The 11451-nt window shown below is 73.5% G+C and carries 8 protein-coding genes; 3 read left to right on the forward strand and 5 right to left on the reverse strand.

Features of this window, described 5'->3' with window-relative positions; translation table 11 throughout:
* Window positions 1-37: 37 nt before the first annotated feature.
* Both AB0E02_RS35650 and AB0E02_RS35655 read right to left on the reverse strand, forming a co-directional pair.
* A complete protein-coding gene (locus AB0E02_RS35650) occupies window positions 38-1279 on the reverse strand; it encodes a serine hydrolase domain-containing protein (protein ID WP_362147704.1) in 1242 nt (413 codons plus the stop codon).
* Between the two features lie 194 nt (window positions 1280-1473).
* Window positions 1474-2133 carry a DUF4097 family beta strand repeat-containing protein gene (locus AB0E02_RS35655; RefSeq protein ID WP_362147707.1) on the reverse strand — a complete coding sequence of 220 codons (660 nt, stop codon included), beginning with the start codon at window positions 2131-2133 and terminating at the stop codon, window positions 1474-1476.
* A 262-nt stretch (window positions 2134-2395) separates the two neighbouring features.
* Here AB0E02_RS35655 and AB0E02_RS35660 point away from each other — a divergent pair, with 262 nt between their 5' ends.
* Complete coding sequence (locus AB0E02_RS35660; protein WP_362147709.1) at window positions 2396-3151, forward strand: helix-turn-helix domain-containing protein; 756 nt, start codon at window positions 2396-2398, stop codon at window positions 3149-3151.
* Between the two features lie 262 nt (window positions 3152-3413).
* On the opposite strand, the gene AB0E02_RS35665 is transcribed toward AB0E02_RS35660, so the two are convergent.
* Window positions 3414-4664 (reverse strand): hypothetical protein, encoded by a 1251-nt coding sequence (locus tag AB0E02_RS35665; protein WP_362147712.1) that lies wholly within the window; start codon window positions 4662-4664, stop codon window positions 3414-3416.
* A gap of 188 nt (window positions 4665-4852) precedes the next feature.
* Here AB0E02_RS35665 and AB0E02_RS35670 point away from each other — a divergent pair, with 188 nt between their 5' ends.
* Window positions 4853-7540, forward strand: a complete 2688-nt coding sequence (locus AB0E02_RS35670; RefSeq protein ID WP_362147714.1) for a helicase C-terminal domain-containing protein — start codon at window positions 4853-4855, stop codon at window positions 7538-7540.
* An 81-nt stretch (window positions 7541-7621) separates the two neighbouring features.
* On the opposite strand, the gene AB0E02_RS35675 is transcribed toward AB0E02_RS35670, so the two are convergent.
* A complete protein-coding gene (locus AB0E02_RS35675; protein WP_362147717.1) occupies window positions 7622-7756 on the reverse strand; it encodes a hypothetical protein in 135 nt (44 codons plus the stop codon).
* A gap of 206 nt (window positions 7757-7962) precedes the next feature.
* Here AB0E02_RS35675 and AB0E02_RS35680 point away from each other — a divergent pair, with 206 nt between their 5' ends.
* Window positions 7963-9615 carry a DNA repair helicase XPB gene (locus AB0E02_RS35680; RefSeq protein WP_362147720.1) on the forward strand — a complete coding sequence of 551 codons (1653 nt, stop codon included), beginning with the start codon at window positions 7963-7965 and terminating at the stop codon, window positions 9613-9615.
* Window positions 9616-9763: 148 nt separating this feature from the next.
* Here AB0E02_RS35680 and AB0E02_RS35685 read toward each other — a convergent pair whose 3' ends face one another.
* Window positions 9764-11065, reverse strand: a complete 1302-nt coding sequence (locus tag AB0E02_RS35685) for a glycosyltransferase 87 family protein (RefSeq protein WP_362147725.1) — start codon at window positions 11063-11065, stop codon at window positions 9764-9766.
* Between the last annotated feature and the right edge of the window lie 386 nt (window positions 11066-11451).

Genomic DNA, 11451 nt, shown 5'->3' on the forward strand with positions numbered 1-11451 from the left:
GTGTCAGGGGCCTGACTGCCGGGGCGCGGGGGCGGTGTCAGTCGTCGATGGCCTGGTACACCGTGGTCCAGAAGTCGTGGATGACCCGCGCCGAATCCGGGGTGGACATGCCGACCTGGGTGAGCAGGGTGCCGGTGAGCCGGTGGTGCGGGTCGGCGTAGGTGGTGGTGCCGGTTCCGCCGTCCCAGCCGAACTGGCCGATGGGCGCGTAGTCGCCTCGGTAGGTGCGTACCGCCATCCCGAAGCCCCAACCGCCGTGCTGCCCCTGGCCGAACGAGTTGTGGACGTTGTCGCGGGCCATGGCGCTGCGCGCGGCGGTCTGCTCGGGCGTGAGGCAGTTGGTGGTCATCAGCTCGACGGCGGGCCGGGACAGGATCCGTTCGCTCCCGTGCATCCCGCCGTTGAGCAGCATCCGGAAGTAGGCGTGGTAGTCGTCGACGGTGGAGACCAGCCCACCACCGCCGGACCGGAACGCCGGAGGCCGGCTGTACTGCCCGCCCGCCGCCTCGTCCCACACGGTGAACTCCCCGGTCCGCGGGTCCGGGACGTAGGCGGTCGGCAGCCGGTCGATCTTGCCGGCGGGCACGTGGAAACCGGTGTCGGCCATCCCCAGCGGGTCGAGGACGCGTTCGCGCAGGAACGTCTCGAACGGCTGGCCGGTGACCCGCTCCACCAGCACGCCGAGCACATCGTGGCTTATCTGGTACTGCCAGCGCTCCCCCGGCTGGTGCATCAGCGGAAGCGTGCCCAGCAGGCGCATCCACTCATCCGGCCCGGGCGTCTCCTGCGCACTCTGGGAGAAGACGCCCCGCTCGAAGATCGCGTCCATGATCGGGGTGCCCATCGACGTCAGATCCACGCCGAGCCCGAACGTGGAGGTCAGCAGGTCCCGTACGGTGATCGGCCGCCGCGCCGGCACGGTGTCGTCCAGCGGGCCGTCGATCCGCTTCAGCACCCGGCGGTCGGCCAGTTCCGGCAGCCAGGGCTCCACCAGGTCGTCCAGCCGTAGTCGGCACTCGTCGAGCAGGACCATCGACGCCGCCATCGTGACCGGCTTGGACGTGGACGCCATCCGGAAGATCGTGTCCCGGCGCATCGGCGCGCCCCCGTCATGGCGCATCGTCCCGAGCGCTTCGACGTGCGTCTCGTCGCCCCGGCTGACCAGGGCGACGAGCCCGGGAATCTTCCCGGACTCGACGTGCCGTGCCAGCACGTCGCGCATCCTGCGCAGCCCTGCTTCGGAGAAACCGCTGTGCCGGCCGGTGGGGTTGAGGGACATGACTGAAGGCTCCTTGTGGGGTGTGTGCGGATGGGTGGTGCGGTGAGGTTCGGCTGCCGCTGGGCGCGTCCGGGGCGATGGCCGTGCCGCGTTCGCCGTGCGGGACGCCGCCCCGGCGCGGCGTCCATGGCATTCGCGAGTTCGCGTTCGCCCCGATGGCCGGGGGCGTTGCGGGTGCCCTTGGAGGGAGCGGGTCAGAGGCTGCGGGCGGTGATGTCGCCGTGCGGGGTGGTGGCGTGGATGTCGAGTTCGGCGGTGCCGTCGCTCTTGAGGGAGTTGCTGATGCGGCCGTGGCTGGTGCCGGCGTCCAGGGCGGCGGAGACACCGGCGGCGGCGGCGACCGTGATGTCGCCGGACTGGGTGTGGAGCACGACCTTGCCGCCCGTGGCCTCGGCGATCCGGATGTCGCCCCTTGCCGTGCTGATGTCCGCGGGGCCGCACCGGCCGACCTCGACGTCGCCGTCGACCGCGGTGAGCCGAAGGCTCGCAGCCTCGTCGATCTTGATCTGGCGGTACGCGCCTTCGAAGGCGACGTCACCGAGGCGGCCGAGGGCCCGAAGTTCGGCGCTGTCCGTCCTGGCCTCGACGCCGGAACCGGCGGGCAGCTTGACCGTCACCTCGATGGCTCCGGTGGGGCCGAGGTACTGGTTCTTCGTCAGGCTCTCGATCCGCAGGACCCCGTCGGCGAAGTCGACCGTGGTCTGCTCCGCCGCCTTCACGTCGCGGCCCTTCGAGGCGCTCGCGGGCCGGACCTCGACCACGGTGTCGGCACGGTCGGCGGCGATGAACTGGACACGTCCGGCGGGGACGGCCAGGACGGCGGCGATCGGGGCGGGGGTGTCGAACTTCTGCATCGTGCTCTCCCTTGTACATACGGTTCGCTGTTTCGGAACAACGGAAACGCTACGTTGCTTTACGGTTCGCTGCAACGAGATCTTTGCGTGAGAACACGACTTATGCAGGTGAGAGGCGAGCAATCATTGCAACACCCTCTCGTTTAACGCAACGAACGGAGAGACGACCGTTGCAATGCATTGAAGATGAACGCTATGGTGGAGGCGTTGAGGAACATCGAGCAGCACCGTGGAGCACCCACGGGGCATGAAGGGGGTCGTGATGCCGGGAGGCAGACTCACCCAGTCCGAGCGCCAACAGATCGCGACGGGACTGGCCGACGGCCTGGCCTACGCCGAGATCGCCCGCCGTCTCGACCGTCCGACCTCCACGATCACGCGTGAAGTGATGCGCAACGGCGGCCCGACCGGGTACCGCGCCGACCTCGCCCACCGCGCCACCCAGCAGCGCACCCACCGGCGCAAACAAGCCGCGCCCCAGGGGTCGCAGGCGCTTCCGCAGCCCTACGGACGCGACGCCGAGGCCGTGCGCGACTACCAGGAGAGCCTCACCACCGTCTTCATGACCTCGGGCCTGCCCAAGATGATGGCCCGGGTGCTGGGCTGCCTCTACACCACCGACACCGGCAGCCTCACCGCCTCCGAACTCGCCCAACGCCTGGCGGTCAGCCCGGCGTCCATCTCCAAGGCGATCACGTTCCTTGAGGGCCTGGAGCTCGTCCGCCGGGAATCAGGCGAACGCCGCCGCGAGCGCTACGTCGTCGACGACGACCTCTGGTACCAGTCAATGCTCCGCAGCGCCCGCGCGAACGACGAGTTCATCGAGGCCGCGCGGCAGGGTGCCGTCATCCTCGGCCGCGACACCCCGGCCGCCACCCGCCTCGAAAACGCCGCCCGCTTCCTCGACTTCGTCAGCGAAGCGCTCATCCGCGCCGCGGAGCAAGGCCGCGAGGTCCTTTACACCAGAACGGAAACGGCCCCGGACGACACCGCGACGCCACGATCGGATCTTGCATAGAGAGCCGTTTCGATGGGCCCGGTCAGTCGATGGGCCCGGTCAGCGATGGGCCCGGTGAGCCTCAATGGGCCCGGTCATTCTTGGTGGGCCCGGTCAGTGGTGCCCGCGCCGGATCCTTCAGGAGGGGCTCCCGGCCGGCGGGCATCTCTCTCGGACGAGTGCCCCTGGATGAAGGTCGCTGGACGAGTGCGTCTGGCTGAATGCCCCTGGATGAGGGCCGCTGGCTGAATGCCTCTGGCTGAGGACCTCTGGATGGGTGCCCCTAGCGGGCCGCCCGCCGCATCCGCCACAGCAGGAACAGCGCCGAGGCGACCGCCGCGGCCCGCACCACCCCGGGCAGCGCATCGATCAGCTCCTGGCCCAGCCGGCCCTGCGCGATCGGCTCGCCCCACCGCCCGTCGAACCGGCCCCACAGCCACACCAGAAGACCGCCGACGACCGTCCCGGGCACGCCGAGCGCCGCGAACTTGGCCTCGGCCGGACTGAGTCGCCGCGACACGTAGGCGAGTGCCCAGCCGCCCGCCAGCGCGAGCCACGACCCCAGCACCGCCCCGGCCACCAGGAGGACCACCGCCAGCGCCGGCACCGGACTGAGCCAGGCCCGCAGCGGCACCGGCCGGACGGCCTCCACGGCCGCCCCGTCGTCGCCCGCGCCCTCGTCCGCACCGCCGGCCGCGCCGTCTTCCGTACGGGCCCCGGCGTCCTCGCCGTCCGCGTCGTCGTCCGCCTCCGTGCCGTCCTTCCGCAGCGACGGCCGCCGCCCGGCGGGATCGCCCTTCGGGTGCTGCCATATCTCCGGGATCTCGATCCCGCCCACGAAGCCGGGCACGGTCTCCCCCGGCCCGTACGGTCCCGGCTCCACCCGCCACCAGTCGGGGACGTCCTGCCCGTCGCCCAGCTCGTCCGCGCCGGCGAGGTGCGGCGGCAGCCCGACGGACGGCGCGGACTCCGGCGCACCGGCGCGCGGGCCGGGCACCTTGCCGGACGCCGCGCCCTTGCCGAACGCCGCGCCCTTGGTGAAGAGACCTCTCCTGCCGGACGCCGGCCGGTCGCCGTTCCGGGGCGTGCCGTCGCCGGTCGCCCTCCCGTCCCCGTTCGCCGCGCCGGCCCCGTCCGCGGCCCGCTTCTGTGCCGCCCGCTCCTTCGGCGTCGCCTTGGCGAGCAGTCCGTCGCGCCAGGCCGTCAAGGCGTCGAGCCGATCACGGGCGGCGGACCGGGCGGACGAGCCGGACGGGGCGGACGAGGTGGACGGGGCTGGCGGGGCCGGGTCCGGCTGCGGGGTACCGGCCGCCGCCGGGGTGCCGCCGGCCGCCTCGACCAGCGCCTCCGGCGTGCCCAGCCGCGCCAGCATCCGCCTGGTGCCCACCACCGAGTCGGCTCTCTGCGCCTCGATCTGTGTCCGGAGCCCCGACACCAGCCGCATCCGCGCGGCAGGGGGCAGGCCCCGCTGCTGGGCCAGGTCGCCGACCCGGCTCAGATAGTCAAAGACGAGCTGCTCACTCTCGATCCCCACGAAATCCCCTGCGGCGTCCGCTGGTTACTGCCCCGACGGTACCGCGCCGGCCGCCGCCCGGCCCGGAGCGGCGGCGGAGCGGCGGCGGGGCGCCGGCGGATCCGCCGCGAGCGGCCCGGCGCCGGATCCTCCGGTACCCCGCCGCCGCTCCCTGCCCCTGGCCCGGTCGCCCCGCTAACGTTGTACGAATGACCACCGATACCCCCCGCACCCTCGCCGAGGAGCTGCGGACCCGTAGTGACAGCGGGCTCGTCGGGCTGCTGCGGGCACGCCCCGATCTGCTCAGCCCGGTGCCGGGCGATGTCACCCAGCTGGCGACCCGGGCCGGGACCCGGGCATCGGTGGTACGCGCGGTGGAGCGGCTCGACCGGTTCGCACTGCAGACCGCCGAGGCGCTGGCGGTGGCGCCCGACCCGTGCCCGTACGACACGCTGGGCGCGCTGATGGGCGGGGACGCCGGGGACGAGGCGGTGGCCGGAGCGCTGCCCCGGGCCGTCGCCGAGCTGCGCGGGCAGGCCCTGGTGTGGGGGCCGGACGACCGGTTGCGGCTGGTGCGGACGGCCCGGGAGCTGCTGGCGCCCGGCGCCGCGCGCCCCTCGCCGACCGGTCTGGGCCCGACCGTCGCCGAGGCCGCCGCCGGGATGTCGCCCGGGCGGCTGCAGGAGATCCTCGCCGCGGCCGGGCTGCCCACCACCCACGACCCGGTCTCCGCGGTCGCCGCGCTGACCGCGCTGTTCCGCGACCGGGAGCGGATGGCCGCGCTGCTGGACACCGCGCCGGCCGAGTCCGTCGCGGTCCTCGACAAACTGCTGTGGGGCCCGCCGTACGGCGCGGTCACCGACCGCCCGGCCCCTCATCTGCAGTGGCTGCTCGACCGCGGTCTGCTGCTCCCGGCGGGGGCCCGCAACGTCGTCCTGCCGCGGGAGGCGGCGCTCCATCTGCGCGGCGGGCGCGCCCACCGCAGCCCGGAGCCGGTGCCGCCGGCGCTCGCGCCCACGACGGAACGTGATCCACAGCTTGTGGACAACGCCGCGGCGAGCCAGGCGTTCACCGCCCTGGCGACCGTCGAGGAACTCCTCAAGGAGTGGGACCTGGGCGGCCCGCCCGTGCTGCGCGCCGGCGGGATGAGCGTCCGCGACCTCAAGCGCACCGCCACCGCCCTGGACACCACCGAACGGCTCGCCGCCTTCTGGCTCGAACTCGCCTACGCGGCCGGGCTGATCGCCTCCGACGGCGAGGCCGACGAGCGGTACGCGGCCACCCCGGCCGCCGAGGAGTGGCGGCAGCTGCCCGATCATGAGCGGTGGGCGGAGCTGGCGGCCGGCTGGCTGGCCGCGACCCGCACCTCGGGCGTGGTCGGCACCGCCGACGCGAAGGGCCGCGCGCTCGCCGCCCTCGGACCGCACCTGGACCGCTCCCCGGCCCCCGAGGTCCGCCGCCGCGCCCTCACCCTGCTCGCCACACTGCCGCCCGGTACGTCCGTACCGGCGGCGACGGTGCTCTCCCGGCTCCGCTGGGAACGTCCACTGCGCGGGGCGGGCCCGACGGCGGGCGGGGCCGGGGGCCCGACGGCGGCCGGGACCGGGGGACCGACCGCGGGCGGCGCTGCAGGCCCGACGACGAGTGGGACCGCGGGACCGACGGCAGGCGGGGGCGCGGAGGCCGAGTCCGCCGGCGCCTACGACCTCCGCTCGCGCCTGGCCCAATGGGCCCTGGAGGAGGCCGAGTTGCTGGGCGTCACCGGGCGCGGCGCACTCGCCACCCACGGCCGGATGCTGATCGGCGCAGAGGGAGCGAAGGCCGGAGCGGGACCGGAAGCCCGTACGGGGCCGGCAACCGGCACGTGGACGGAAGCCGGAGCGGAGGCAGCACCCCTCGCGGCCGGAGCGGCAGCCGGGGGCGGAGTGGCATCCGGGGCCGAGATCGGTGCCGCGGCGACCCGCGCCGCCGCCCTGCTCGCCCCCCTCCTCCCCGAACCCCTCGATCATGTCCTCCTCCAGGCCGACCTGACCGCGGTCGCCCCCGGCCCGTTGCAGCGCCCGCTCGCCGAGGCGCTGGACGTCCTCGCGGACATCGAGTCCAAGGGCGGTGCGACGGTCTACCGCTTCACCCCGGCCTCGGTGCGCCGCGCCCTCGACGCCGGCCGCTCCGCCGCCGAACTTCAGGACTTCCTCAGCAGCCACTCCCGTACCCCGGTCCCCCAGCCGCTCGCCTACCTCATCGACGACGTGGCCCGTAAGCACGGCCGGCTGCGGATCGGCGCGGCCGCCGCCTACGTCCGCTGCGACGACGACGCGCTGCTCTCCGAGATCCTCGCCGACCGGCGCGCCGCCGGGCTCCGCCTGCGCCGACTGGCCCCCACGGTGCTCGCCGCCCAGACCGCACCCGAGCAACTCCTCGACGGGCTACGGGCGATGGGCTACGCCCCGGCCGCCGAGTCCGCCGCCGGCGACGTCCTGATCGCCCGCGCCGACTCGTACCGCACCCCGCCGCGGACCGCCCCGGCCCCCGTCCCGGACGGCCCGCCGTCGCCCGACGGCACCCTCCTGGAGGCGGCGGTGCGCGCCATCCGCGCCGGCGACCTCGCCGCCACCGCGGAACGCAAGCCGGTGCACGCCCCCGCTCCGGCCCCCGGCACGCTCCCGCGCACCACCTCCGCCGAGACCCTCGCCACGATGCAGGCCGCGGTGCTGACCAACTCGGCCCTGTGGATCGGCTACGTCAACGCCGACGGCGCGGCCAGCCAGCGGGTGATCGCCCCGGTACGGGTGGAGGGCGGCTTCGTCACGGCGTACGACCACACCGCCGACGAGGTACGCACCTATCCGCTGCACCGGATCACCGGAGTCGCGGAACTCGCGGACGACGTGGTGTGAGGCGGCGACCGGGCCTCGCCTCATGGCGACGCCCGGCCGGGAGTGCGGGTGCGGTGCGGTGAATCCTGGAGCCGCTTCGGATCAGCGGGACCAGCCGCAGTGCCCGTGGGTGCTGTGTCCGGCGTTGCCCGGGCCGAGGGCCTCCCGCGCACCGAGCTTCCGGCACGCGGCCATCAGGGCACGCGCTCCCTGGAGGAGTTCCAGCGCTCCCGCCACCTCTCCTGCACCCGCGTCGCCGACTCCCCCACCTGGCAGGCCCTCCTCACCGCCCAAGGCCCACCCCACACCGCTGACCGGCCCGGCCGCCCGGTCTGCCGTTCGCCGCTCCTCCCTCGCTTCCCCGCCGATGGGGCACACTGGAGATTTGGCCGCACAGGACGCTCCCGTCCCGGGCCGCACACCGAACGGAAAGGGCGAGGCGCGTGAACGGACCCCTCATCGTCCAGAGCGACAAGACGCTGCTGCTGGAGGTGGACCACGAGCTGGCGGACGCCTGCCGGCGGGCCATCGCGCCGTTCGCCGAACTGGAGCGGGCGCCGGAGCACATCCACACGTACCGGGTGACGCCGCTGGGGCTCTGGAACGCGCGGGCCGCCGGGCACGACGCCGAGCAGGTCGTGGACGCGCTGGTGCAGTACTCGCGGTATCCGGTGCCGCACGCGCTGCTCGTCGACGTCGCGGAGACGATGGCCCGCTACGGCCGGCTCACGCTGATCAAGCACCCGACGCACGGGCTGGTGCTGACCACCACCGACCGCCCGGTGCTGGAGGAGATCCTCCGCTCCAAGAAGGTGCAGCCGCTGGTCGGCGCCCGGCTGGACCCGGACAGCGTGGTCGTCCACCCCTCCGAGCGCGGCCAGATCAAGCAGACGCTGCTCAAGCTGGGCTGGCCCGCCGAGGACCTCGCCGGTTACGTCGACGGCGAGGCGCATCCGATCGAGCTCCGCGAGGACGGCTGGGCGCTGCGGCCGTACCAGCAGCAGGCCGTCGAGGGCTTCTGGCACGGCGGCTCGGGCGTCGTCGTCCTGCCGTGCGGCGCGGGCAAGACGCTGGTCGGCGCGGGCGCCATGGCAGAGGCCAAGGCCACCACGCTCATCCTCGTGACCAATACGGTCTCGGCGCGGCAGTGGAAGCACGAACTCGTCCGGCGCACCTCGCTGACCGAGGACGAGATCGGCGAGTACAGCGGGACGAAGAAGCAGATCCGGCCGGTCACCATCGCCACGTACCAGGTGCTGACGACCAAGCGGAAGGGCGTCTACCCGCACCTGGAGCTGTTCGACTCCCGGGACTGGGGCCTGATCGTCTACGACGAGGTGCACCTGCTGCCCGCGCCGGTCTTCAAGTTCACCGCCGACCTGCAGGCCCGGCGCCGGCTCGGGCTGACCGCCACGCTGGTGCGCGAGGACGGCCGGGAGTCGGACGTGTTCTCGCTCATCGGCCCGAAGCGGTTCGACGCCCCCTGGAAGGAGATCGAGGCGCAGGGCTACATCGCCCCGGCCGACTGCGTCGAGGTACGGGTCAACCTCTCCGAGTCGGAGCGGCTGGCGTACGCCACCGCCGAGACCGAGGAGAAGTACCGCTTCTGCGCCACGACGGCCAGCAAGCAGTACGTGACCGAGGCGCTGGTCCGCCGCCACCAGGGCGACCAGACGCTGGTCATCGGGCAGTACATCGACCAGCTCGACGAGCTGGGCGAGCATCTGAACGCCCCTGTGATCAAGGGCGAGACCACCAACGCCCAGCGGGAGAAGCTCTTCGACGCGTTCCGGGAAGGCAAGATCTCGGTACTGGTCGTCTCGAAGGTCGCCAACTTCTCCATCGACCTGCCCGAGGCGACGGTCGCGATCCAGGTGTCCGGCACCTTCGGCTCCCGCCAGGAGGAGGCCCAGCGGCTCGGCCGGGTGCTCCGCCCGAAGGCCGACGGCCACGAGGCGCGCTTCTACTCCGTCGTCGCCCGCGACACCATCGACCAGGACTTCGCGGCCCACCGCCAGCGCTTCCTGGCCGAGCAGGGTTACGCGTACCGGATCGTCGACGCGGACGAACTGCTGGCGGCGGACGAGGACGTGTAGGGACTGCTGGCGGCGGCGGACGAGGGCGGGTAGGAGCTGCCGGCGGCCGGCCAGGGTGCATAGGAGCCGTCGGCGGCGGACGAGGACGGGTAGGAAGAAGCGGCAGAGGATGTTCAGGCGTTCCTGGGCGTGACCGTCCGGCCCGGGCTCATGCGGTGCGGGGTCGGGCGGTCCTGGCAGTCCGGGTGGTCCGGGCCGTCTGTGTCTCGGCGGTCCGGGCGGTCAGGTCCTGGTCGGCGCGCGGGGACGGAATACGGCGGCGCGCGGACACTCCCGGCTTCCCCTGCTCCTCCTGCTCCCCCGGCTCCCCCGGCTCTCCCTCCCCTCCCGGCGCGTTCCCCGCACGCCGGGTCCACCAGATCAGGGCCGCCAGCAGCGCCAGCCCGAGCAGGGGGTACGGCGCGGCGAGCGGCTGCTGCCACCAGGAGAAGTGCAGATCGAGGTCGCCGCGGTGCGGCACGAGCCACATCGTGCGGGCCGTGAAGACGAGGGTGACGGCGGCCAGCAGGGCACGCCGCCAGAGGTGCCGCCGGACGCGGGCGGCGAGGCCGATCAGCAGCGGTACGCACCAGACCCAGTGGTGCGACCAGCTGATCGGTGAGACCAGCAGCGCCGTCACGGCCGTACACAGCACGCCCCAGGTGTCGAGGCCGCGGCGCAGATAGACCCGGCGTGCGGCGTAGAGCCCGGCGGCCGCGGTCAGCAGCGCCGGCACCGCCCACAGCAGTCCCGGTTCGGGGTTGTGCAGGACGCGGCTGATCAGGCCCTGGAGGGACTGGTTGTCGACGATCCAGACCTTGCCCACCCGGTCGGTCTCGAACATCCGCCGGGTCCAGAATTCGACGCTGGCGTCCGGCAGCACCAGCCAGCCGAGCAGCACCGAGACCAGGAACCCGGCGAGGGCGCTGAAGGCGGCCTTCACCCGGCCGGTGATGAGGAGGTAGACGGCGAAGATCGCGGGGGTGAGCTTGATGCCCGCCGCAATTCCGGTGGCGAAACCCTTGCCGCGGGCGCCGTCCGGGCGGCCGAGGTCCCACAGGACCAGGCAGGTCAGGGCGAGATTGACCTGGCCGAAGACGAACGTCTGGAAGACCGGTTCGAGCCAGAGGCCGAGCGCGGTGGCGGCCAGTACGGCCGGCGCGGTGTGCGCGGCCCGGCGCACACCGGTGGCCTGGCAGGAGAGATGGATCAGCAGGGCGAGCAGCCCGGCGTTGACCAGCACACAGACGATCTTGAGGGTGCCGAGGGAGAGCCAGGTCGTCGGGATGAAAAGGAGGGCGGCGAAGGGCGGATAGGTGGCCGGGAGGTCCCACTTGGTGACCGTGAAGCCGTAGAGATCACCGCCACTCGCGGCGGCCTCCCCCTCGGCCCGGTAGACCGCTATGTCGGACATCGGCAGCGGCTGCACCTCGTAAAGCACCCACAGCCCGACGAATGAAACGAGCAACAGGGCGGCGGCGTAGAGGAGGTGGCGGCGGGTGCGGGTGGCGGCGGACGTCGTGCTGGCAGGGCTGGGCCGCGGACCGGTGGGGGTGGAGGTTGAGGTGGTGCCGGAACGGCTGGGTCTCGCACCGGTGCGGGTGGAGGTGGTGCCGGTACGGCTGGGTCTCGTACCGGTGGGGGTGGCGTCTGTGGGGGTGGCGTCTGTGGGGGTGGCGTCTGTGGGGGTGGCGTCTGTGGGGGTGGCGTCTGTGGGGGTGGCGTCTGTGGGGGTGGGGGGCGGGGTTTCGTCGGGTCTGGTTCGGGGGCCCCGGCCCCCCCCCCCCCCCCCCCCCCCCCCCCCCCCCCCGGGGGCGAGGGCGGGGGGGCCAACCCCGCCAGCGGCGGGAAAAACAC

Origin of the sequence: Streptomyces sp. NPDC048196 (assembly GCF_040652715.1) — a bacterium.
In the GTDB taxonomy this organism is placed as follows: domain Bacteria; phylum Actinomycetota; class Actinomycetes; order Streptomycetales; family Streptomycetaceae; genus Streptomyces; species Streptomyces siderophoricus.

Bases quoted from the DNA above. Each gene is read 5' to 3' on its own strand.
- AB0E02_RS35650 (WP_362147704.1), bottom strand. From the start codon at position 1,279: ATGTCCCTCAACCCCACCGGCCGGCACAGCGGTTTCTCCGAAGCAGGG.
- AB0E02_RS35655 (WP_362147707.1), bottom strand. From the start codon at position 2,133: ATGCAGAAGTTCGACACCCCCGCCCCGATCGCCGCCGTCCTGGCCGTC.
- AB0E02_RS35660 (WP_362147709.1), top strand. From the start codon at position 2,396: ATGCCGGGAGGCAGACTCACCCAGTCCGAGCGCCAACAGATCGCGACG.
- AB0E02_RS35670 (WP_362147714.1), top strand. From the start codon at position 4,853: ATGACCACCGATACCCCCCGCACCCTCGCCGAGGAGCTGCGGACCCGT.